Origin of the sequence: Propionivibrio soli (genome assembly GCF_025770765.1) — a bacterium.
Lineage (GTDB): Bacteria > Pseudomonadota > Gammaproteobacteria > Burkholderiales > Rhodocyclaceae > Propionivibrio > Propionivibrio soli.
The window spans coordinates 1-21,867 of the sequence record NZ_JANZKY010000012.1 but is presented as its reverse complement, the minus strand read 5'-3'; the positions used below and the strand labels follow the sequence as shown (position 1 = coordinate 21,867).

The 21,867-nt window shown below is 58.8% G+C and carries 18 protein-coding genes and 1 pseudogene; 13 read left to right on the top strand and 6 right to left on the bottom strand.

What is annotated here, in order from left to right; translation table 11 throughout:
* Positions 1–58 precede the first annotated feature (58 nt).
* The 3 genes from NZ453_RS14575 to NZ453_RS14565 all read right to left on the bottom strand — a co-directional run bounded on the left by NZ453_RS14575 (position 59) and on the right by NZ453_RS14565 (position 5,665).
* A complete protein-coding gene (locus NZ453_RS14575; protein ID WP_263771412.1) occupies positions 59–664 on the bottom strand; it encodes a response regulator transcription factor in 606 nt (201 codons plus the stop codon).
* A 96-nt stretch (positions 665–760) separates the two neighbouring features.
* Positions 761–2,107 (bottom strand): DNA recombination protein RmuC, encoded by a 1,347-nt coding sequence (locus NZ453_RS14570; RefSeq protein ID WP_263771411.1) that lies wholly within the window; start codon positions 2,105–2,107, stop codon positions 761–763.
* A 111-nt stretch (positions 2,108–2,218) separates the two neighbouring features.
* Positions 2,219–5,665, bottom strand: a complete 3,447-nt coding sequence (locus NZ453_RS14565; RefSeq protein WP_263771558.1) for a DUF748 domain-containing protein — start codon at positions 5,663–5,665, stop codon at positions 2,219–2,221.
* Positions 5,666–5,809: 144 nt separating this feature from the next.
* Between NZ453_RS14565 and NZ453_RS14560 the strand changes: the two genes are divergently transcribed.
* Both NZ453_RS14560 and NZ453_RS14555 read left to right on the top strand, forming a co-directional pair.
* Positions 5,810–6,763: a GGDEF domain-containing response regulator gene (locus NZ453_RS14560; RefSeq protein WP_263771410.1), complete on the top strand. Its 954-nt coding sequence runs from the start codon at positions 5,810–5,812 to the stop codon at positions 6,761–6,763.
* 10 nt (positions 6,764–6,773) lie between these two features.
* Positions 6,774–7,154 (top strand): response regulator transcription factor, encoded by a 381-nt coding sequence (locus tag NZ453_RS14555; RefSeq protein ID WP_263771409.1) that lies wholly within the window; start codon positions 6,774–6,776, stop codon positions 7,152–7,154.
* Positions 7,155–7,222: 68 nt separating this feature from the next.
* Here the strand turns inward: NZ453_RS14555 and gloB are convergent, their stop codons facing one another.
* Positions 7,223–7,984, bottom strand: a complete 762-nt coding sequence (gene gloB / locus NZ453_RS14550; RefSeq protein ID WP_263771407.1) for a hydroxyacylglutathione hydrolase — start codon at positions 7,982–7,984, stop codon at positions 7,223–7,225.
* Between the two features lie 27 nt (positions 7,985–8,011).
* On the opposite strand from gloB, the gene NZ453_RS14545 reads away from it, so the two are divergent.
* From NZ453_RS14545 to NZ453_RS14530, 4 genes are all read left to right on the top strand, one after another.
* Positions 8,012–8,734 carry a class I SAM-dependent methyltransferase gene (locus NZ453_RS14545; protein WP_263771406.1) on the top strand — a complete coding sequence of 241 codons (723 nt, stop codon included), beginning with the start codon at positions 8,012–8,014 and terminating at the stop codon, positions 8,732–8,734.
* A complete protein-coding gene (gene rnhA, locus NZ453_RS14540; RefSeq protein ID WP_263771404.1) occupies positions 8,724–9,173 on the top strand; it encodes a ribonuclease HI in 450 nt (149 codons plus the stop codon). The genes NZ453_RS14545 and rnhA overlap by 11 nt, the downstream gene beginning before the upstream one ends.
* Positions 9,174–9,250: 77 nt before the next feature.
* The gene (gene dnaQ / locus NZ453_RS14535) at positions 9,251–9,985 is read left to right on the top strand and encodes a DNA polymerase III subunit epsilon (protein ID WP_263771402.1); all 735 of its coding nucleotides are present in this window, start codon (positions 9,251–9,253) and stop codon (positions 9,983–9,985) included.
* A gap of 584 nt (positions 9,986–10,569) precedes the next feature.
* Positions 10,570–11,469 carry a recombination-associated protein RdgC gene (locus tag NZ453_RS14530; RefSeq protein WP_263771401.1) on the top strand — a complete coding sequence of 300 codons (900 nt, stop codon included), beginning with the start codon at positions 10,570–10,572 and terminating at the stop codon, positions 11,467–11,469.
* Positions 11,470–11,509: 40 nt separating this feature from the next.
* Here the strand turns inward: NZ453_RS14530 and NZ453_RS14525 are convergent, their stop codons facing one another.
* Complete coding sequence (locus tag NZ453_RS14525) at positions 11,510–11,731, bottom strand: hypothetical protein (RefSeq protein WP_263771400.1); 222 nt, start codon at positions 11,729–11,731, stop codon at positions 11,510–11,512.
* Positions 11,732–11,867: 136 nt separating this feature from the next.
* On the opposite strand from NZ453_RS14525, the gene prfB reads away from it, so the two are divergent.
* From prfB to NZ453_RS14490, 7 genes are all read left to right on the top strand, one after another.
* A protein-coding gene (prfB, locus tag NZ453_RS14520) for a peptide chain release factor 2 (RefSeq protein ID WP_263771399.1) occupies positions 11,868–12,972 on the top strand; the annotation gives its coding sequence in 2 pieces (ribosomal slippage) (positions 11,868–11,948 and positions 11,950–12,972; 1,104 coding nt in all).
* Positions 12,973–13,024: 52 nt separating this feature from the next.
* Positions 13,025–14,530: a lysine--tRNA ligase gene (gene lysS / locus NZ453_RS14515; RefSeq protein ID WP_263771398.1), complete on the top strand. Its 1,506-nt coding sequence runs from the start codon at positions 13,025–13,027 to the stop codon at positions 14,528–14,530.
* Positions 14,531–14,754: 224 nt separating this feature from the next.
* Positions 14,755–15,465: a glycine zipper 2TM domain-containing protein gene (locus NZ453_RS14510; protein WP_263771397.1), complete on the top strand. Its 711-nt coding sequence runs from the start codon at positions 14,755–14,757 to the stop codon at positions 15,463–15,465.
* Between the two features lie 163 nt (positions 15,466–15,628).
* A complete protein-coding gene (locus NZ453_RS14505; RefSeq protein WP_263771396.1) occupies positions 15,629–16,900 on the top strand; it encodes an O-acetylhomoserine aminocarboxypropyltransferase/cysteine synthase family protein in 1,272 nt (423 codons plus the stop codon).
* Positions 16,901–17,013: 113 nt separating this feature from the next.
* On the top strand, positions 17,014–17,922 hold the full coding sequence (locus NZ453_RS14500) for a GGDEF domain-containing protein (RefSeq protein WP_263771395.1): 909 nt from the start codon (positions 17,014–17,016) through the stop codon (positions 17,920–17,922).
* Between the two features lie 343 nt (positions 17,923–18,265).
* Positions 18,266–19,255, top strand: coding sequence for an EAL and HDOD domain-containing protein (locus NZ453_RS14495; protein WP_263771394.1), 990 nt, complete (start codon positions 18,266–18,268; stop codon positions 19,253–19,255).
* Positions 19,248–21,422 (top strand): putative bifunctional diguanylate cyclase/phosphodiesterase, encoded by a 2,175-nt coding sequence (locus NZ453_RS14490; protein ID WP_263771393.1) that lies wholly within the window; start codon positions 19,248–19,250, stop codon positions 21,420–21,422. Before NZ453_RS14495 ends, NZ453_RS14490 begins: the two co-directional genes overlap by 8 nt.
* A 122-nt stretch (positions 21,423–21,544) precedes the next feature.
* On the opposite strand, the pseudogene NZ453_RS14485 reads toward NZ453_RS14490, so the two are convergent.
* Positions 21,545–21,867 (bottom strand): annotated as a pseudogene (locus tag NZ453_RS14485) (methyl-accepting chemotaxis protein); the annotation flags it as partial.

Below are 21,867 nucleotides of genomic sequence, written 5' to 3'. Positions count from 1 at the left end.
TCTCCAAGCAAGTCACGTAGAGATCGGCCTGCACTGACCTCGATCGCCATAGCGAGCTTCAGAGAAATAGACGGACGAGCTCGGCGACCGATTCGACGTGTAGCTTTTCCATCAGGCGAGCACGGTGATTCTCCACCGTGCGCACGCTGATATCCAGCTCCAGTGCGATTTTCGGGCTCGACTTCCCGTCCACGACCCGCTCGGCAACCTCCCGCTCTTTCGGCGTAAGCAACGCAAGGCGCGCTTCCCGCGTTACGCGCGCCATGTGTTCGTCATGAAGCTGACGGCTGCGTTCGAGTGCGCTGCGCACCTTGCTGAGCAACACGACGCCATCCACAGGTTTCTCAAGGAAGTCGAAGGCTCCGTCCTTGATCGCCTGAACGGCCAAGGGAACCTCTGCGTAACCTGAGACGAGGATGATCGGGAGATGGCTGCCCTTGCGAAGCAGTTCCTGTTGAACCTCGAGGCCGCCGATCTCGGGCATCTTCACGTCGCAGATGAGGCATTCGCAGGGACCGGCCACGTAGCTATCGAGAAATTTCCGTGCGGACGAGAAAGTGCGCACGTCGGCATCCGCGCCCTGGAGAAGTTCCTCGAACATCCACAGGACGATGTCATCGTCGTCGATGATATAAATGACGGGGCGGAACGACGGCAATGACACGGAGTGATCTAGCACCATACTTTAGGGGACGTCGACGCTACCACTATTGAAACGGCCATTCCAACCAATCTCCACGGAGGGCTCGCAGCGTTTGCCTCACTCCTCATCGTCTGCCGGTTCAAGTTCTTCCAGCGCTCCCAAGCGCGCCTGAGCTTCGCCCAGCGGCAACGCCTCGACGCCCTTGAGCTTGCGCTCGATCTGTCGCGTGCGCACACCCGCCGACTCGATGCTCTTGGTCGCCTGCTCAAGCTTCTTGCGCGTTGAATCGAGCGCCTCGCCAAAGCGGCCGAACTCTGTCTTAACCGCTCCAAGAACCGCCCACACCTCGGACGAGCGTTTTTCGATCGCCAACGTGCGGAAGCCCATCTGCAGGCTGTTGAGCAACGCCGCGAGCGTCGTCGGACCGGCGATACTCACGCGCAGATCACGCTGCAGCCCGTCAGCCAAACCGGGGCGACGCAGCGCTTCCGCATACAAGCCCTCGGTGGGCAGATAGAGGATGGCGAAATCCGTGGTATGCGGCGGTTCCACATACTTGTCACGAATCTTCCGTGCCTCATCGCGCAACCGTGCTTCGAGCGCCCTCGCCGCCAACTCCACCGCCCCGGAATCGGCACGGTCCTGCGCTTCGACGAGACGCTGATAGTCTTCCATCGGAAATTTGGCGTCGATCGGCAGCCACACGGGACGCTTGGCATGGTCACCCGCCTCGCGCCCCGGCAGCCGGATCGCAAACTCGACACGCTCGCTACTACCGGGTCGTGTCGCGACGTTCTTGTCGAATTGCTCGGCTGTCAGCAGTTGCTCGAGCAGCGATTCGAGCTGAACCTCGCCCCAGGTACCGCGCGTCTTCACGTTGGTCAGCACTTTCTTGAGGTCTCCGACGCCGGCCGCCAGCGTCTGCATCTCGCCGAGTCCTTTGTGCACCTGTTCGAGCCGCTCGCTGACCAGCTTGAAAGACTCACCGAGCCTTTGTTCGAGCGTTGCATGCAGTTTTTCGTCGACCGTCTTGCGCATTTCTTCGAGCTTGCCTGCATTCTCGGCCTGGATAGCGCCGAGGCGCGTCTCAACGGCAAGCCGAAGCTGCTCAAAACGCTGTTCGTTGCTCTGCGTCAAGCGGGTGAGCTGCAGAGCAAAGGATTCGAGTTGTTGTCCTTGCAGGCTACCGAGTTGGCCGACTTGTGTCGAAAGCGTCTTCGCCAGACGATCAAGCGACTGCGCCTGTTCATCGCGATCGGCTCGCGCCGTATTAGCAGATTCCAACCGACCGCGCGCCAACTCTTCGCGCAACTCGCGTTCAACACGCTCGATTCCGGTTTCAAGAGAGCGGAAGTACGGATCGAGCGAGACGTCCTTTTGCCCGGAGCGGCGTGCGATCACGATCTGCAAGCCGATGATGACAAGGAGAAGAACAACTGCCGCGTAAAGCAAGAAATCGGTCATTAGAAAACCCTGATGCGCGGCAACTCATCGTTCGCGCGTCTTCACAGTTCAAGGGAAGGCACGGGCGATGGACACCGCCTGCCGGTGATGCGTCGCCCGTCGAAACCGGAATTATCGCAGTGAAAAGTCCACGCGGCTCGTTTTCGTCTTCTCATCCGAATCGGACTTGCTTTCCGGAGCCTTGAGTTCCACCGGTTTCAGGAAGATGCGATCCGCTGGAATCTCCCGCGCAACGAGCCAATCGCGCACGCCTCGTGCTCTACGGTCCCCCAAGGATCGAAGATCGTCGTCGTCCACAACCGAATTGGCGAAGATCAGCTTCTCCATCTCCTCGACAGGCAACGTTTTCACGAGGCCGATCATGTTGCGCGGTTTCGGAAAACTCTCCGCGCGATAAACACGTTCGAGCAAAGCCGGATATTCCTGCTCGCTCACCTCCACACGTTCCGGCACGGCCTTGTCCCCGGCGGCTTTGACCAAATCCTCGCGCTTCAGCGCCCGAACCTTGCGTTCCAAGCGTGCCTTCTTCAAACCCTCACGATCCCGATCCGGGTCCACCCGCGCCTCGATTTCGAGCTTCAGCGCGGGACGATCGACAAGCGCCTTGGCCAACTGCTCGAGTCGCTTTTCCGCCGCCGGTGAAATGGCCGCGTAGCCAAAGTCGAAGTCGATATTCGACAGTTCCTCGCCACCCCCGAACATCGAGCCGATCAGCGCAAACGGGGAAGTAACGGCCTTCACCAACAGGTTCATGATGACTTTGACGACAAGGCCTCCAATGCTGAATTGCGGGTCGTTGAGCGAGCCCGATATCGGGAGATTCAGGTCGATCTCACCGGCACGGTTTTTCAACAACGCCACCGCCAGCGTCACCGGAAGCTTCACGGCGTCCGGGCTGTCGACCGGGTCACCGAAAGTAAGTTGATCGAGAAACACCCGGTTCTCCGCCACCAATTGATCGTTTTCGATCTTGTAATTGACGAACAGCGAAAGCTTGCCCTTATCGATCGCATAACCGGCATACTTGCCCGAATACGACGACAAGGAGGTAAGTTCCACCCCCTTGATGTCGGCTTGAAGGTCAAGATAGGGCTTGGCCGACAACGGGTTGATCTTCGCCGTGATGTTCAATGGCGCCACGTTGTCATAACTGCCCCGCAACTCCAGGCTCGCCACGCTACCCGGTGCAGATGACAGCCCTGTGACGCGGCCCCCGATCTGACGCAGGTTGGCCGAGTAGTTGGGCTTCACAAAGTTGTCGGTAAAGCGGATCGTGCCCCCCTGCAAAGTGATCTTGTCGATCCTGACCGGCGGCAGAGGACTCGCCGGCGCCTCAGCTTGAGCAAGTGGAGCAGCCGCTTTGCCGTCGGACGTCTTTTTTTCAGGGACCGGCTCGGTTTTCTCCGCCGTAGCCACCGGTGCCGAGTTTGGCCCATCGCCCGGCTTGCGCACGATCTGCATGAGATTGAGTTTTCCTTCCGGGCTCACGATGACGCGTGCAAAGAAGTCGGAAAGTGCGACGTCGCCGACTACCAGGGAATCCGGGTTGAGCTTGGCCTCGATCTTCCCGAAGTAGAACGATTTCCAGCGGAGGAATTCGGCTTCATTGAGCTTGTCGACGGCGCGGAAATCACCGAGCGTCACTTGCCCGGAAAAACCACCCGTCATGCCAGCGGAGGTTTCCGCCCCCTTTGCCTTTTCCGGGAGTCCGAACTTGGCATCGCCGTTCATGCTCAGGTGGCCGCTTGTTACCGCCACATTGAGCTTTTCTGAAAAATACGGCTGCAAAGGCAACAGTTCGAGCGTCTTCACATCGACCTTCATGTCGGCGTTCAATGGAGCAGGAGTCAAGTTCCCCTCTGCCGCGACTTCGCCTTTGCCATTGAGCTTAAAGTGCAAAGATACTCGAGCAGGTTCCGTCGAACCGACACTGAAGTTCTGTACCTCAAACCCGAGGCCGCTCACGGTCTGAGCCGTCGCGGGCGAGACTCCTGCGTCGTCGAACCGAAGATCGATCGACTCGCCCGCGGCGTGGGCCACCTTCACTTTCCACGGGCTCGCCTCACCTTCTGGTGGAGTTGCGGGTGCGGGTATCGACGAAGCCGATTTGGCCCGTAAATTAGGCGTATTTATCCAGGCGATGCTGCCTTTGGCATCACGTTTAGCACCGCCGCGCACTCCCCGAACAAGCAGGTCGCCGACGACGACCTCCCGTTTGGCGATATCGATTTGCCCCTCCTTCACGGCCAACGACTCCACCGCCAACGACTCTGCGGCAGCGGCTCGCAGGCCGAGTTCGAACGTTGCCGGCGCCGCGCCTTTGCTCGACAGTTTCTTGACCGCAACGTCGATCGCTTCGACACTCGCCTTGAACGGCACGCCATTCGACTCATCGAGCCAACGCAAGACTCCATCCGTTACCCGAACTTCACCGACAGACCATTCCACGGGGGATGCCTGTGGCGCACCCGGGGAACGCGGATTAGCGGCCGGCTGGGCCGCCTGGCTTCCGCTGCTCTGGACCCGTTCAAGCAAATCCAGCCAGTTGAGGGTGCCATCCTTACTCGCACTTGCGCTGACGTCCGGTGACTCCAGGCGTACGTGTTCGACGGTAAATCTCCGGTGCAGCAAGTCGGCCGAACCGAGCGCGATCTCAAGTTTCTTGAATGCGGCCAATGGCGAACCCGACGCTTCCTTCACGTCGAAGTTCTTCACGACCGCCATACCCGACACCGTCAGGGCGGCGGGTTTGTCTTTTTCTTGACGAAAAACGAGCTTGAGGTCAGTGTCCAATGCGCCGGACATTTTGATCGGGAGGTCGAACGGCAGATAGTCCAGGTATTTGCTGAGCTGCAGATCGGCCAGATCCAGAGCAAGCTCGCTCTCGAGCGAGTCGGCAAAGGGCTTGCTACGCCCGGAAAGATCAAGCGGTGCGCCATTGACCTTGGCGGAAAATGCCGGTTCGACGAAGGTATCGGTCGCGTAAGCCATGCTCGACACAAAAGGCAGGGTCAAGGCGATATCGCTCACCATGTGTTTTTCGTCGACCAGTTCATCGATGAACTCGACCGAACCGCCGGACAGTTGGATGTTGTTGACCGAAAACCGGGGCGGCGGCTCGTCACTCGCCGGTTTGGCCATAAACTCGTCAAGGAGGTCGGAGAAGTTGTACCGCCGGTCTTTTCCACGTACCAGACGCACACGTGGGTTGACGAGTTGAACCTCATTGAGAACAGGGCCGCCGCGCAGGATCGACGATGACTCAACATTGAGATAGAGCCGATCGAATCCTAGAAATGTCTCTTCGCCAGCGCGCTCCTTAACCGCGAATCCTTCCACGGTCAATGAGAGCGCGTAGGGATTCATGCGCAACGATTCGATGGCAACCGGTCGATGCAAAGCGGCGCTCAGTTGATTGACCAGAACCGCCTTGACGATCGGAGGCAAGACAAGAAAACCGAGGACTCCAATAGCCACCAGCGCGATCAGGAAGCGCACACCGTACTTACGCGTTCTTGGCGATGCGAGCGCTCGTTGCAGATCTGCCTTGTCCATCATCTTATCCACCCGTAATTTTCCTTGGGAATACCCAATTTATCATGAACACACGCCCTGAAATCACGCTCGGCCCCAGGATGCGAGCAACACCCCGCTGTTCAAGCTAGAATTGCCGGCGCAGCAGACTTTTGTTTTGGACCATGGATGAGAACCCTCGTCATCGAAGATAGTGCCAGCGGCCGGCAACTCCTTTGCGACTACCTGCGCAAGATAGGAATTGCGCCGATTGCAGCGGTGAGCGGCAACCAAGGCATAGCTCTCTTTGAACAGCAGCGGCCCGACCTCGTTCTTCTCGACGCCACCATCCCCGATATCAACAGCCTGGAACTCGTCCAGCGAATACGTCATGCAGAACGCGCTGGCGAATGGACGCCGGTGTACTTGTTCGGCCCGCGAGACAGCGGTTGGCTCGAACGAGCGATCTCGGCCGGGGCCGACGATTACCTTTGCCTGCCCGTCAACGAAACGATCCTGGCCTCGAAAATCAGGGCCACGCAGCGAATCGTGGCGGCGCGCCAGTATTTGGTCACCCTAACCAAGGAGCTTGAGTCAGCCAACCAGGAACTCAAGCGCGTGAGCGGACTCGACCCCCTCACGGGCATCGCCAACCGGCGCCAGTTCGACATCATGCTTCTACGCGAGTGGCGGCGCGCCATGCGTCAAGGTGAGGAACTATCGGTTCTCATGTGCAACGTCGATGCTTTCACACGCTATAACGAGACCTACGGCACGACCGCTGGTGACGATTGTCTGCGCCGAGTAGCGAAGACCCTGGCGCAGTCGACGGACCGCGGCGGAGACCTCCTCGCTCGGTACGGCGGCGGACAATTCGCCGCCGTTTTACCGGCCACTGCGGCGGCGGGTGCGACTTGTGTAGCCGAGCAGATGCGGCTGGCCGTCAATCAGCTCGAACTCGAGAATATCGACGCGTCCAATCGCCGCGTGACGTTAAGCTTCGGCGTCGCGTCGGCAGTAGCCATGCCGGAGACGTACGCGCAAGACCTTGTCGACGTTGCCGATATCGCTCTTTACACGGCAAAACAGCGCGGCGGCAATCAGGTTTGCCACATCGCCTCGCTCGACCCCCAACTTACTTGAATCAGCCCCCATGGCTCGTACCAATTCCCCAAAAATCCTGATCGTCGATGACAACGACCTCATGCGTGCGCTCTTGCGTGGCATTCTGCGCAGCGAGAGCTACGTGGTCATCGGCGAAACGAAAAATGGCGCACTCGCGCTCGAATTCATCGAGAAGGAAAAGCCCGATATCGTTTTTCTCGATGTCATGATGCCGGAGATGGACGGGCTCGAAGCGTTGCAGAACATAAAGAGCAAGTATCCGCAAACGGTCGTCATCATGATTACCGGCAACCCGAGCGTTGAGAATGTGCAGGAGTCCATACAGAACGGCGCCGACGGATTCATCGTGAAGCCGTTCAACTCGGCAAAAGTCCTCGATACCCTCGATCGCGCCTGGCAAGTTGCTTAGCGAGGAGCGAGGTTGAGCGGCTTCGTGAGTTTTGAAGAACTGAGTCTTTCGGGCTAAAACCGTACCGCTCAAAAATCGTTCTTCCACGCACGAAGCGTCGTGAATACGGCCAACGCATCGTCCGACGCGGCCCCTCTTTCTTTCGCGCAAGCGATGACTGACGGCTCCCGGCAGCGTAGAAATGGATTCGTGGCTTTTTCCCCGGCGATAGTGAATGGCACTGTGGCATCGCCCTTGGCCCGGGCCACCGCTACGTCGTCGACGCGGTCGCGTAGAGCTCGATTGCCCGACTCGACCGCCAGCGCAAACCGCAGGTTGGCCTCGGTGTATTCGTGTGCGCAGTAAACCCGAGTGTCATCCGGCAACGAAGCAAGTTTCGCGAGCGATGCCTGCATTTGGGCCGGCGAGCCTTCGAACAGACGGCCGCACCCTGCCCCGAACAGGGTGTCGCCGCAAAACAGCACGCCACTCCCGTAATAAGCCAAGTGCCCGAGGGTATGGCCAGGCACGGCGAAGACCTGCATTTCGACGCCTAAGGAAGTCAGACAAATCGTCTCGCCGCCGCGCAGAGGCTGGCTCAAACCCGTGATAGACTCCGCGGCCGGCCCGAAGACCTCCGCCGAATAGTGCGCCAACAGTTCTGATACGCCGCCCTGGTGATCGCGATGGTGGTGTGTGATGAGAATCGACGTCAGCGTTAGCCCTTCCCGCTGCAGGAAGGAAAGCACGGGTGCGGCATCTCCCGGATCAACGACAACGGCCGCGCTGCCTTTCCGCAGCAGCCAGATGTAGTTATCCTTGAAAGCCGGAATCCTGACGATGTCGAACATGCGCTGATTGTGGAAGAACCGCGAAAAATGTCAAACCCAGGTATCGACGAATGGCTGGAGACCCCGCAAGGTCGCTACGTCATGGCCTGGGAACAGGAGAAGGTGGACAGCGTCGTTTCCGACTTGTTCGGATACAACGCGCTCCAGCTCGGTTTGCCGCAATACGATCTCCTCGCTCAAAACCGCATCCCGCTACGGCAAAGCGCTGGTGACTCCGGCGGTGTTGACGTCCTTTGCGATTTCCGCGAGTTACCCTTCGCCGCAAACAGCATCGACTTGGTCGTGCTGCCGCATGTCCTTGAGTTCTACGAAGACCCGCACCAGATCCTGCGCGAAGTCGAACGGGTATTGATCCCCGACGGCCAATTAGTCATTACCGGCTTCAACCCGTTCTCGCTGTGGGGCCTACGCCGCCGTCTTCCCAAGCATTCGCGGCGTTTTCCCATGAATGGGAATTACATTTCGGTCTTACGTCTCAAGGACTGGCTGCAATTGCTTAGTTTCGAGGTCGACCGCGGAAATTTCGGATGCTACGCGCCACCGTGTCACGAACAGCGCTGGCTGAAGCGGTGGCATTTCATGGAAGCGGCCGGTGATCGCTGGTGGAGTTTTGCCGGCGGCGTCTATTTGCTGCGAGCTGTCAAACGCGTGCGCAGCATGCGGCTTATCCTGCCGCCATGGGGCCAGAAGAAACTCGCGCGCAAACCCTTTACCGCCGTAACCCAAAAGGAAATCGAACGTGGCCGTTGAAACAGAAGTGACTATCTATGCGGACGGCGCTTGCCGCGGCAACCCGGGCCCTGGGGGCTGGGGAGCCCTCCTGCAGGCAGGGGGCGCCGAAAAAGAACTCTGGGGCGGCGAGACACCGACGACGAACAACCGCATGGAACTCACCGCGGTCATCCGGGCACTGGAAGCCCTGAAGCGTCCCAGCGCGGTCACGATCTTCACCGACTCACAGTACGTGCAAAAGGGAATCAGCGCCTGGATTCACAATTGGAAACGCAACGGCTGGCGGACGAGCGACAAGAAACCGGTCAAGAATGCTGACCTCTGGCAAGCACTGGACAAGCTGGTCCAGCTCCATGTGATCCGCTGGGAATGGATCAAGGGACACGCCGGGCATGCCGGCAATGAGCGCGCCGACCGCCTTGCGAACCGCGGCATAGACGAACTATTGGCGGCATGAGGCGTAAAAAGCACGGTTCCGACTCGATGGTATAGCGGCGGCGCTTCGGTGCTAGAGAAGAGATAAAGGGACAAAATATGCGTCAGATTTTTCTGGATACGGAAACCACCGGCCTTGAACACAAGCTCGGTCACCGGATCATCGAACTCGGCTGCGTGGAAATGCGCAACCGGCGGTTATCCAATCGGCATTTTCACCGCTATCTCAATCCGGAGCGAGAAATTGATGCCGGAGCGCTCGCGGTACACGGCATCAGCCTCGAGTTCCTGCAAGACAAACCCCGTTTCGCCGAGATTGCCGCTGAATTCCTGGATTTCGTGCGGGGCGCGGAACTGATCATCCATAACGCGCCCTTCGACATCGGCTTCCTCAACGCCGAGCTCGCTCGGCTCGACATGGCGCCGATCGAGACGGTCTGCCACGCCGTACAGGACACGTTGGTTCTTGCCAAGGAGTTGCACCCGGGAAAGAAAAACAACCTGAATGCCCTCTGCGAGCGCTACGGAATCGACAACTCGCATCGAACGCTGCACGGTGCCTTGCTCGACGCCGAGATCCTGGCTGAAGTCTACGTCTCGATGACGCGCGGGCAGGAAAGCCTGATCATGGACCTCGGTGAAGAGGCCCTCGCGAATGCGCCAGTCCTTGAACGAACCCAGGTGGGCATTGAAGTGGCACGGCGAGCGCAATGCGTTATCCGTGCCGATGTCGACGAAATCGCTGCCCACGAAGCGCTTCTGGCCGCCATACAAAAGGAAAGCAAGGGAAAATGCCTGTGGCTGGAGGCGGAAAGCACGGAGAACGCGGCGTAACTGCATAGCGGAGAATCGGGGCTTCGGGCCGACTCTCGCGCCCGAAAGAGATCGTTAGTTCCCGGGGGCTGCGCTGCAATAAAAAACCCGGGCTGACATCCCGGGTTTTCTTCTCCGCTTGATCGATTCCTTCAGGAATTGCCGGCGTTTTCCTTTTCTGGTTGCCGTTTGGGGCGCCGATGCTGCCGCTTAGGCGGCCGCCCTTCCGGCCGGCCCTCTTGCGGCTGCCGTGGCTCTTGGCGCCCTCCCCCATTCTTGGGTTGATTGCGCTCCGGTCGCCGGCCAGGCATGGGCGCGCCCGTCTGCCGGTCAAGCGGCCGTTCCGATTCGCGATTGCCTGGCGCTGTCCGGATCTCGAGCTCGTTCAACTCGTCCCACTGCTCATCGGTACGGTCGCGCTCTGGAATCGCCTGAAGTTCTCGAATTCGGCGGCGTAAATCAACTGGTTGCGGATCATTCATAGGCACATTATGAACTACTCGCGCGTATTCGTTCAATACTCGCGATGTAGTCAGGGTTTATGCCTGGGCGTCGGCTTCGTGCGCGAACCGACCTATAATGATCGATTTTTTCCGGATCGCACCATGTGGTTCAAGAACATGCAGGCGTATCGCTTGCCGAAAAACTGGGAAATGGACGTCGGCCAACTGGAGGAACGCCTAGCCTCGTTCACGTTACAACCGTGCAATGCCACGGACGCGCAGAGCCTCGGCTGGGTTGCGCCCAGAGATGGCGGCCCGCTCGTCCATAGCGTGAATCGCCAGTGGCTGATCGGTCTCGGCACAGAAAAGAAGTTGTTGCCATCCTCGGTCGTCAAGCACTTTGCCAATGAACGCGCCAAGGAGATTGCCGAAACCGAGGGCCGCCGCGTTGGCCGCAAAGAAATGCGTGACCTGCGCGAAGCGATTACACTCGAACTATTGCCCCGTGCGTTCACGCACCGGCGTACCACGTACGGCTGGATCGACCCGATCAACGGCTGGCTCGTAATTGACGCGTCCGCACGCGCCAAAGCCGAGGAATTCATTGAACACCTGCACAAGTCCGTCGACGGATTGCCCGTGCGGTTAGTCAATGTCAACCAGTCCCCCTCCGCCGCAATGACGGGCTGGCTGGCGGATGGCGATGCTCCCGCAGGATTCACGCTGGATCAGGACCTTGAACTCCGCTCGGCCGAGGACGCCAAGGTCCGTTACGTCAAGCACACGCTCGAAGGCGAGGAGATTCCGAAACACATCGCCGAAGGCAAGGTCGTGACGCGCGTCGCGCTGACATGGAACGACAAGGTATCGTTCCAGCTCGACGAAAAAATGCAGATCAAGCGTCTGGCCTTTCTCGACATCCTCAAGGAACAAGCAGACGAGCAGGCTGAAAACGATGATGAGCGCTTCGACATCGACTTCACGCTCATGACCGGTGAAGTCGCGCACTTGCTGGATGACCTAATGCAAGCGCTCGGCGGCGAACGAGAGGACCAAGCCTGAGCGTTAAAGCGGGGGCGGCGCTGAAACGACTTGACGCTTCTTAGTCGAACAGCCCGGGTTGCAGCGGCGCGAGATTCTCATTCTTGACGGAGAAGCGCACAGGTTGTCCGCTGCGCCCGATCGCCTCGACCATCATGCGGCCCCCACAGGTTTCCGCCACGACGCGGACGTTGTAACCACCGCGCGCCAGCGTTCGGCTTTTGCCGACATACGTCACGATGGCCCCGATCTGGGGAAGCGGCGCCGATTTTTTTCTTGGCATGTCTCGCGCTTCATCCGAATATGGCGCGGATGGTAGCAGCCGCGCATCAAATCTTACAAGCTGCCCGGCCATTCCCGAAATACGCCACAGCCTCCGTATATAATTCAACGTTTGTCGCTTATCGTCCCCTAAAGCTATGGAAGCAGAACAGCTCAATGCCATCGCCAACCGACTCTCGGATATCGCCAAGCGCGCCGACGAGTTGCGGAGGTATCTTTGACTACGATCAGAAATCTGACCAACTGAATGCCGTCAATCGCGAACTCGAAGACCCAAGCGTTTGGGATAACACCGAGCGCGCGCAGGAACTATCCAAAGAGAAGAAATCGCTAGAGAACGTTGTACTAACACTGGACCGGGTCTCCGACAATCTCAAGGATGCCGAGGAGTTGTTCGGCATGGCGCGCGACGAGAACGACGACGACACTTTGCAAGCCGTTGCGGGCGATATCGACGGCATCGAGAAGGAAGTGGCTGCGCTCGAGTTTCGCCGTATGTTCAATAATCCGGCGGACCCACTCAACTGCTTCATCGACATCCAGGCAGGAGCCGGCGGCACCGAGGCGCAGGACTGGGCATCGATGCTGCTTCGCATGTACATCAAGTACGGCGAACGCAAGGGTTATGGCGTCGAAGTTTTGGAAGACTCGGAAGGCGACGTGGCCGGCATCAAGACGGCAACGATCAAATTCTCCGGCGAATATTGCTTTGGCATGCTGCGATCGGAAACAGGTATCCATCGGCTCGTGCGCAAGTCGCCATTCGACTCGAACGCGCGCCGCCATACGAGTTTCGCGTCGGTATTCGTCTATCCTGAAATCGACGACTCGTTCGAGATCGAGATCAATCCCGCTGATTTGCGCATCGACACCTACCGCGCCTCGGGTGCTGGTGGGCAGCATATTAACAAGACGGACTCGGCCGTCCGGATTACCCATATGCCGTCGGGAATTGTCGTCCAGTGCCAGAATGACCGGTCGCAGCACCGGAACCGGGCCGAGGCAATGGCAATGCTGAAATCAAGGCTCTACGAAGCGGAAATGCGCAAACGCCAAGCGGAGCAACAGAAGCTGGAGGATTCCAAGACCGATATCGGCTGGGGCCACCAGATTCGCTCTTATGTGCTCGATCAGTCGCGGATCAAGGATCTCCGTACCAACGTCGAGTTCGGCGACACGCAGCGTATTCTCGACGGCGACCTCGACGCCTTCATCGAAGCGAGCCTCAAACAGGGTGTCTGACGACCCGCTGTCCGCTGCGAAACAAAGAATTTAATCCATCCAAGAGAACGACATGTCCGACCAGACCACCACCGCCTCCGAACAAGACGAGAACCATATCATCGCCGAGCGTCGCGCGAAGCTCGCCGAATGGCGTGCGACGGGTAAGGCTTATCCCAACGACTTCGAGCGTGAAAACATCTCGGGCAAAATCATTGAGCTGTACGACTCGAAAACGAGTGAGGAGCTGGAAGCGAATCCTGTCGAAGTCAAGGTCGCCGGTCGCATCATGCTCAAACGGGTGATGGGCAAAGCATCGTTCATCACCATTTCCGATGTCGGTGGCCGCATCCAAATCTACGTGGCACGCGACAAGGTAGGCGAGGAGGAATACGCGGCATTCAAGCGCTGGGATATCGGGGACATCGTAGGCGTCGTCGGCCCGCTCTTCCGCACGAAGACCAACGAACTGACCGTGCAAGCCAACGATATCCGCCTGCTGTCAAAGTCGTTGCGCCCGCTTCCGGAGAAATTCCACGGTCTCACGGACCAGGAACAGAAGTACCGGATGCGCCACCTCGACTTGATCATGAACGAGCAGTCGCGCTTCACCTTCGTCGCGCGCAGCCGGATTGTGCAATCGATCCGCAACTACATGTGCAGCCACGGCTTCCTCGAAGTCGAAACGCCGATGATGCACCCCATTCCCGGTGGTGCGTCGGCGCGCCCATTCATGACTCACCACAACGCGCTCGACATGCCGTTGTACTTGCGCATTGCACCGGAGTTGTACCTCAAGAAGCTTGTCGTCGGTGGTTTTGAAAAGGTCTTCGAACTCAACCGCAATTTCCGCAACGAAGGCATGAGCCCGCGCCATAATCCCGAGTTCACGATGATGGAGTTCTATGAGGCCTACAGCGAGTATCACAAGCTGATGGATTTCACCGAGGGCGTCCTACGCCATTCGGCGCGAGAAGCTCTGGGCGCTGAGGTTTTCGAATACCAGGGTCGTACGCTCGATCTCTCCAAGCCATTCGATCGCCTGACGATGGTCGAGGCGATCATGAAATACCGTCCGCAGTACACGCTGGAGCAACTGAATGACGCCGACTGGCTCCGTCAGAGGCTCACCGCGATGAAGGTCGAACTGAAGCCCGGTATGGGACTCGGTACGCTGCAGCTCCTGATGTTCGAAGAAACGACCGAAGCCGATCTGTGGGATCCGACGTTCATTATCGACTACCCGGCGGAGATCAGCCCGCTGGCACGTTCGAGCGATGCGAACCCTGAGATTACCGAACGCTTTGAACTCTTCATCGTCGGGCGGGAAATCGCCAACGGTTTCTCCGAGCTCAACGATCCCGAGGACCAAGCTGAGCGCTTTATGGCGCAAGCCAAAGCCAAGGACGCGGGCGACGAAGAAGCAATGTATTACGACGCTGACTACATTCGCGCTCTTGAATACGGGCTTCCCCCGACCGGTGGTTGCGGAATCGGCATCGACCGTCTGGTAATGCTGCTCACCGATTCGCCGAATATCCGGGACGTGATCCTCTTCCCGCAGATGCGGCCGGAGTAGCTGGCAGCAGCTTCGCATTACCAAGAGGTAAAAAAAACGCCTCGGGCTATCCGAGGCGTTTTTTTTCGCCGCCGGCCCTTATCGAACTACCGGGTCTCGTACTCACCTCTTTTCAGGCCTCGCCGTAACGGCGGCCCCAAAGTTGTAATCGTTTGTTTCCCCAGTCGTCCTGGGGCTCGGCCTGTTCGTTGTTTGCTCAGTACCAACCACAGCGTGAGGCCACAATGGAAAACCAAACCCGCAGACCGCACCCGATGATTATCGTCGCCGCGACCGCCGTAACGATCGCAAGCTTGACGGCCGCTGCTTCGTTCGCCGGCTGGATTCCCCAAAGCGGAGCAACGACCACTCAGATGGAACCGCTCGCGGCTGCTCCCTCCGTACCCGTCGTTCCGGCCGAGCCACCGGCCAAAGCATCGGTAAAGGCCAAGACAACCGCTCCCGTACGGCAAACCGCCACCCGTGAGCCGATTCGCGAACGTCCGGCTGGCTACGTCCGCACATCCGACGAGCAACGCCCGGCCACGTCCCCGAGCTACCCGATCAACGATAGCGGCATCTATGTAGAAAACAGCACGTCGAATCCGTCGTACGCGAATACTTGCCGCGATTGTGGCGTCGTAGAGAATGTGCGCGAAGTGAAACAGAACGGGGACGGTACCGGCCTCGGCGCAGTCGGCGGTGGCGTTCTCGGTGGATTGCTTGGTAATCAGATCGGCGGCGGTCGTGGCAAGATCGTCGGTGCCGTGGTCGGCGCCGTGGGCGGAGCCTACGCGGGGAACGAAGTCGAAAAGCGTGTGCGCAGCACGACACAATATGAAGTAACGGTACGTCTTGAAAATGGCAATACGCGTCTCTTCACTCAATCGCAGGCGCCGACATGGCAGCGTGGTGACCGCGTACGGATCAGCAACGGCCAACTCGTCGCGCTGTAAAATCGCCCTCGGGCCGCAAGGAGGCCCGAACCGCAAAAAAGCGCCCCAGCGGGGCGCTTTTCCTTTATAGAGGCGGTAATTAGGATATGCATTCTCGTTCTATTTGGACGCGAAACCGAATGCTAAGATGCGGCCCTCCCCCACTTTCGCCAAGGGATGAAGAATGAAAATCGAAACCCTCGCCATCCATGCCGGATACTCTCCCGAGCCCACGACAAAAGCCGTCGCTGTGCCGATTTACCAGACGACCTCGTACTCGTTCGACAACACACAGCACGGAGCCGATCTTTTCGACCTAAAAGTCGCCGGCAACATTTACACGCGCATCATGAATCCGACGCAGGACGTATTGGAAAAGCGTGTGGCCGCGATGGAAGGCGGGGTCGGCGCTCTGGCCCTCGCTTCGGGTCAGGCGGCTGTAACCTACACGATCATGACGATCGCCGAGGCCGGCGACAATGTCATCTCGGCCTCGACTTTGTACGGCGGCACGTACAACCTCTTCGCGCATACGCTCCCGCAGTACGGAATCGCCGTCCGCTTTGCCGACTATCGCGATCCCGCGACGTTCGAGAAACTGATCGACGAGAAAACGAAGGCCATCTACTGCGAATCTGTCGGTAATCCGCTGGGCAACATCACCGACTTTGAAAGGCTGGCCGACATTGCCCACCGCAACGGCATCCCTCTAATCGTCGATAACACCGTGCCGTCCCCCTACCTTTGTCGCCCGTTCGAGCACGGTGCGGACATCGTCGTCCATTCGCTGACGAAATATATCGCCGGGCACGGCAACTCGATTGGCGGCATCATCGTCGACAGTGGGAAATTTCCATGGGCTCAGCACAAAGCGCGTTTCCGGCGGCTCAACGAGCCGGATGTGTCTTACCACGGCGTCGTGTACACCGAGGCTCTCGGCGAAGCGGCCTTCATCGGCCGTGCACGCGTCGTCCCGTTGCGTAACATGGGCGCGGCGATTTCCCCATTCAACGTATTCCTGATTCTGCAAGGACTGGAAACGCTGGCCCTGCGCATGGAAAGGATCTGCGAGAACTCGGTCAAGGTCGCCGAGTTCCTCAAAACGCATGCGAAAGTTTCCTGGGTAAATTACGCAGGACTCCCGGACCACAAGGACCATGGGCTGGTCCAGAAATACATGGGTGGTCATGCCTCGGGTGTTCTCACCTTCGGCGTCAAGGGCGGCTTGGCTGGTGGCGCCCGTTTTCAGGACGCGCTCAAGCTGTTTACCCGGCTCGTTAACATCGGTGATGCGAAATCGTTGGCGTGCCACCCGGCCTCGACGACCCACCGGCAACTCTCTCCCGAAGAGTTAGTGAAGTCCGGCGTATCGGAAGACATGATCCGACTGTCGATCGGCATCGAGCATATCGACGACCTGCTTGAAGACCTCGATCAGGCGCTCGCCGCCGCCTGACGCCGCTTGGCGCTGGGCCCTGCGATGAAGTGCAGACAACTGCACACGCAGCCGGGGCAATTTCGGTTACCCTAGTGCTATTACTAAAGTAATAGCACTAGACGTAATTCTTCATGACTTTGGCCACTCCACCCGAGCCCCTCCCCGGAAAACATGCCGACGATGACGAAATCAAACGCTACGGCATTCTCCTCGACATCCTCGGCATAGGACTGTCGGTCCACGCAGCTGACGCAACTCCCTTGTGGCGCAATGCCACCGCCGAGAAGCTCCTGCACGACCCAGCTCTCGCCTGGGAAAACGAAAAAAACGAATCACTCTCGGACGACGAGATGCCATTGTGTTCGGTTCTACGGACAACACAGCCTGTGCTGGAGAGAATCGTCGCCGTCCGTGACAACGAAGGCCATGTAACCTGGCTCAATACCAATGCCTTACCCATCCTTGACGATCGCGGCACCATCCGGCGAGCCCTGCTCGTGCTCGCCGAGATCACCGAGCAGAAATTCCTGGAGAGCCGACTTGAACGCCTTTCAGTACACGATTCCTTGACTGGCGTATTCAACGAGCGGCAAGTGATGCGTTTGCTGGAAAGCGAAGTCCAGCGAGGGCGCCGCTACGGCACCCCCTTCACGCTCGCGCAAATCGATGTCGATCACTTCCATGAACTCGCGGCTACGCGGGGTCAAAGCGTGGCAGATGGCATCCTAGCGGCACTTGGCTACCTGTTGTCAAAAGCTCTGCGCGAAACCGACATCGTGGGCCGCATCGGAACCGATGAGTTCTTGCTGATTCTGCCCAATACCCATCTTACCGACGCGCTTGGCGCGCTGGAAAGGCTACGTGCGCTCATCGAGACTGAGATACTCGCCAAGACCGGCGAGCGCATAACGATAAGCGGCGGCATCACGGAATTCACCGGCGAACACGGCGCGGCGTTGGTCGAGCGCAGCACGGCCTTGCTGGTTCACGCACGGGATACCGGTCGCAACCGTTTCTGCATCGATGACGGGGCCATATAGCCGCGGTCAGCAAATGACCAAAGATTTTTAGGGCGGGCAACTCGTTGATGCCGAAACGATATTTGCGTTCCCTCCTACACATGTAACCCCTGTTCTTCCGCTCGTTGAACCCCGTTCGTAACTGCTCGTCAGTACACGCGGTACGGTTTGGCGGTTTTTCTTCAAGCGCCCAGGGTCCGGCCAGTGTATATTTGAGAAAAGGAACCAAGCGGGGTGATAGCGAGACTCTACGGTTACAACTTTGAGTTTTTTTGCCGTAGGCGACCGTAACTTGTGTTTCATCGCCCAACCTCATTAACAACGAAGACCGAGACGCGACGGCAGACGCAACTACGAGAGCGCTATGAGCGACGTGCCCATACTTCATGTCGAACTACTGGCTGATCGCAACTTGCAGCCAGCAGCCGCCCTCCTCGACGCAGGAAGTGGAGACCTGAACGAATGGTCGCCGCTTATCGACAATACCCGTTTCTCGGCATTCGCGACCGAGTTTCCCTGCTTCATCGCTCCTGGCCTGATGGCAAGGCTGCCTGAGGGGCTTCTTCACTTGGCAACTGCGGCGGGGTGCCAAGCGCTCAATAAACAATCACTCTATCGCTCCGAAGCACGCGGAAAGCCTACCTTTCCCGATTCCGCCCTATGGCTGGCGGGCAGCTGGCCCTTCAATCCCCCAGTGCATGTATCCAGCGCGCAGAGCGCCTCCCGCATCCTGTCGCTCAAATTGCTGCATCTTGTCGCAACGGACGCGGAGACGGGCGAGATCGAAGCTCTTTTCCGTCAGGATCCTGTCCTCGCTTACCACCTCATCCGCCTTGTAAATTCGCTGGGCGTGAGCATGGCCCGGCGGATTTCCAGCTTTTCGCAGGCCATTCTTATCCTCGGTCGTCAGCAGCTAAAGCGTTGGCTTCACCTCATGCTTTTTGCTGCCAGCCGCGACGATCACCGCTCTGCCATGCTGACCGCGCACGTTGCCGTACGCGCACGCACGACTGAACTCGCCGCTGAATTCGTTGGTCTGGATCGCTCCGCGCAGGAACAGGCATTCATGGCCGGGATGTTTTCGCTCATCGGTGTTTTGTTTGGAATGCCGCTCGCTGATGTGCTCGTGCCCCTGAAGCTGCCAGAGGGGCTGGCCTCCGCCGTGCTCCATCACGATGGTCCGATCGGTCGCCTGCTGAAGATCACGGAGCTCCGTCAGCAAGAGGACCAAAAGCTGGCGATAGAACTGGACCAAGCCGGCATACCCATATCGCGCTATAACGAGCTTGTGCTCTCCGCGCACCTTTGGATGCTCGGCGTGCTGCACGACAAGCGGGACGAGGCCGATGACTGACGCGCGCATCGATCGCTGTCTGGACCTCTGCGCCATGGCCCGGCAAGCGCAAGGCGACGATCTCGCGCAAACGCTCGACTCACTCAAGCAAGAACTCGAACTATTGAGTCACGACCGCAATGGGGTTCCTGCCGAGTTCCTGAGCGGTCCCGAGAAACAGTGGATCAAAGAACCGCTGATTACGACCGACTTGGCCGGCTACGTTACCGGCTGGAATCGTGGTGCTCAGATGCTCTTCGGATACACGCCCGAAGAAGCAATCGGGCAACATATCCTGTTCCTGTATGCCGACGAACCGGCAGACCGTGACAATGGGATCCACGAGCTCTTTCTCGACCACGGCAGTTCGCTGATGGAAGTGCGCCGCCGGAAGAAATCGGGTGAGACCTTCCGGGTCAACCTTTCGCTCGGGCACGTACGCGACGAGAACGGGGAACCCGTCGGCATGACGGCTCACTATTACGAAATCGAGGATCGCCTGTCCGCTGAAGAAAAGCGTCGCCTGCACGCCAGCATTATCGAGAACAGCGAAGAAGGCATCATGATCACCGACACGAACAACCGGATCGTCTCGGTGAACGCCGCCTTCACGCGCATTACGGGATACACGGCCGCCGAAGCCATCGGCCAGACACCGGACCTCCTCCGTTCCGGTGTCCACAGCGCCGATTTCAGGGCCGAGGTAATGTCGGCCATGCGCGGCGCCGGCGCCTGGCACGGAGAGATTATTGGCAAGCGGAAGAACGGCGAACTCTTTCCGCAGTCAGTATCGATTGGCGTCGTGCGCGACGCTGAAGACCGGATTACTCACGCCTTCTCCATTTTCTCCGATATCAGCGTCCTTCGCGCCGCCGAAGAGCGCATGCAGCGGATCGTCAACTACGACAGTCTGACCGGTCTGCCCAACCGTACCCTCTTCCAACAACTCGTCGAGCAGGCGTTGACGACCGCCCGCCGGAATAACGATCACGGCGCCCTGCTGGTCATCGATCTCAATAGATTTGCCACGGTAAATGACACGTTGGGCCACGAAGTTGGAGATGAACTCCTCAAGCAGGTAGGTCATCGGTTCCGTGAAGTGCTGCGCGAAGAAGATATCCTCGCGCGCTTCGGCGGTGATCAGTTCGTTGTTGCGCTATTCACGATCCACAAGCGCGAACACAGCGGCCTAGTGGCCGAAAAGCTGCTCGCGTCGCTGGCAACCCCGTTCATCATTGAATCGCATGCGGTCCATATTGGGGCCAGCATCGGAATCGCGATCTACCCCGAGGATGGACTGCATACCGCCGCCCTGTTGCGCTTCGCCGATGTGGCTATGAAACGCGCGCACGCCAGTGAATCCAGCCACCTCTTCTATAGCCCCGAAATGAATGTGCTGGCGAAGGAGCAATGGCAGTTGGAGACCGAGCTCAGGCAAGCGCTCGCTGCCCAGCAACTCCTGCTGCACTTCCAGCCAAAAGTGAGCTTGCGTACCGGGCGCATTGTCGGGGCCGAAGCCTTGGTCCGCTGGCGCCACCCCAAACACGGTATGGTTCCACCGGCCAAGTTCATCCCGCTAGCAGAAGAAACAGGGCTGATCCTTGATCTGGGAGGTTGGATTCTCGACGCCGCCTGCCGACAGATCCGTACTTGGCTTGATGCGGGGCTCGACTTGGTTCCGATCGCGATCAACTTGTCCGCTCGGCAATTCGATGCGCAGTTGCCTGAGCGGCTAAAGGTGGCGACCGAGCGCTACGACATTCCGTGCGAACTATTACGGCTTGAAATTACCGAGAGCCTACTGGTTCGCGATCCGGAGAAGATGATCCCGCTGATGAACGATTTGGTCGCCCTGGGTTTCACTCTTGCGCTCGATGACTTCGGCACCGGCTACTCAAGCTTGGCCTACCTCAAGAAGTTTCCGATCACCACGCTGAAGATCGACCGCACATTCGTCATCGGTGTCCCCGACGACGAGAACGACTGCGCTATTGCTCAAGCCATTGTGACCATGGGCAAACAGCTACGCCAGGAGATCGTTGCCGAAGGGGTGGAAACACATGCGCAAATGAATTTCCTGCGCAACCTCGGGTGCGATCAGCTGCAAGGCTATCTCTTCAGCCCGCCCGTCGCACCGGAAGCCTTCGAACACCTGTTGCGGCAGGGGCACCGGCTATCGCTCGATTGAGCCCCCTAGCTGGCCCGCCCGCGCGCCGCCCCGTTCCGTAGTCTCTGGCCGTAGGCTTGCCTGGCCGCGGGTTTGGATTTCCCGCGGCCCTTTCGTTTGCCGAGAGTCAGGTCGTCGGTCGTCTAGACCTTATACACCGCCAGGGCCTGGGCGATCTCGCGGCTCATCTCGCTCATGCGATGCACGGCCTGGGCGGTGCTCTCGGCCGCCGCGGTGTTGCGCTCGGTCATCTGGGCGATCTGTTCGATGCGCTGGGAGATGGAGGTGCTGGCAGCGCTCTGTTCGCGCACGGCTTCGCTGATCTCTTCGACGGCGCCAACGACGGAGTTGGAGCCTTCTTTGATGCTTTGGATGGATTCGCCGGCGCGTTGGGCGTTCTCGACGCCGACGTCGACTTCGCGTACGGCGGCGACCATGCTGTCGACGGCTTGTTTGGCGCTGCCTT

What these genes read in the sequence shown, in the direction of transcription:
- NZ453_RS14570 (WP_263771411.1), bottom strand. Translation starts at nt 2,107, where the DNA reads ATGACCGATTTCTTGCTTTACGCGGCAGTTGTTCTTCTCCTTGTCATC.
- NZ453_RS14565 (WP_263771558.1), bottom strand. Translation starts at nt 5,665, where the DNA reads ATGATGGACAAGGCAGATCTGCAACGAGCGCTCGCATCGCCAAGAACG.
- NZ453_RS14560 (WP_263771410.1), top strand. Translation starts at nt 5,810, where the DNA reads ATGAGAACCCTCGTCATCGAAGATAGTGCCAGCGGCCGGCAACTCCTT.
- NZ453_RS14555 (WP_263771409.1), top strand. Translation starts at nt 6,774, where the DNA reads ATGGCTCGTACCAATTCCCCAAAAATCCTGATCGTCGATGACAACGAC.
- gloB (WP_263771407.1), bottom strand. Translation starts at nt 7,984, where the DNA reads ATGTTCGACATCGTCAGGATTCCGGCTTTCAAGGATAACTACATCTGG.
- NZ453_RS14545 (WP_263771406.1), top strand. Translation starts at nt 8,012, where the DNA reads ATGTCAAACCCAGGTATCGACGAATGGCTGGAGACCCCGCAAGGTCGC.
- dnaQ (WP_263771402.1), top strand. Translation starts at nt 9,251, where the DNA reads ATGCGTCAGATTTTTCTGGATACGGAAACCACCGGCCTTGAACACAAG.
- NZ453_RS14530 (WP_263771401.1), top strand. Translation starts at nt 10,570, where the DNA reads ATGTGGTTCAAGAACATGCAGGCGTATCGCTTGCCGAAAAACTGGGAA.
- NZ453_RS14525 (WP_263771400.1), bottom strand. Translation starts at nt 11,731, where the DNA reads ATGCCAAGAAAAAAATCGGCGCCGCTTCCCCAGATCGGGGCCATCGTG.
- lysS (WP_263771398.1), top strand. Translation starts at nt 13,025, where the DNA reads ATGTCCGACCAGACCACCACCGCCTCCGAACAAGACGAGAACCATATC.
- NZ453_RS14510 (WP_263771397.1), top strand. Translation starts at nt 14,755, where the DNA reads ATGGAAAACCAAACCCGCAGACCGCACCCGATGATTATCGTCGCCGCG.
- NZ453_RS14505 (WP_263771396.1), top strand. Translation starts at nt 15,629, where the DNA reads ATGAAAATCGAAACCCTCGCCATCCATGCCGGATACTCTCCCGAGCCC.
- NZ453_RS14500 (WP_263771395.1), top strand. Translation starts at nt 17,014, where the DNA reads ATGACTTTGGCCACTCCACCCGAGCCCCTCCCCGGAAAACATGCCGAC.
- NZ453_RS14495 (WP_263771394.1), top strand. Translation starts at nt 18,266, where the DNA reads ATGAGCGACGTGCCCATACTTCATGTCGAACTACTGGCTGATCGCAAC.
- NZ453_RS14490 (WP_263771393.1), top strand. Translation starts at nt 19,248, where the DNA reads ATGACTGACGCGCGCATCGATCGCTGTCTGGACCTCTGCGCCATGGCC.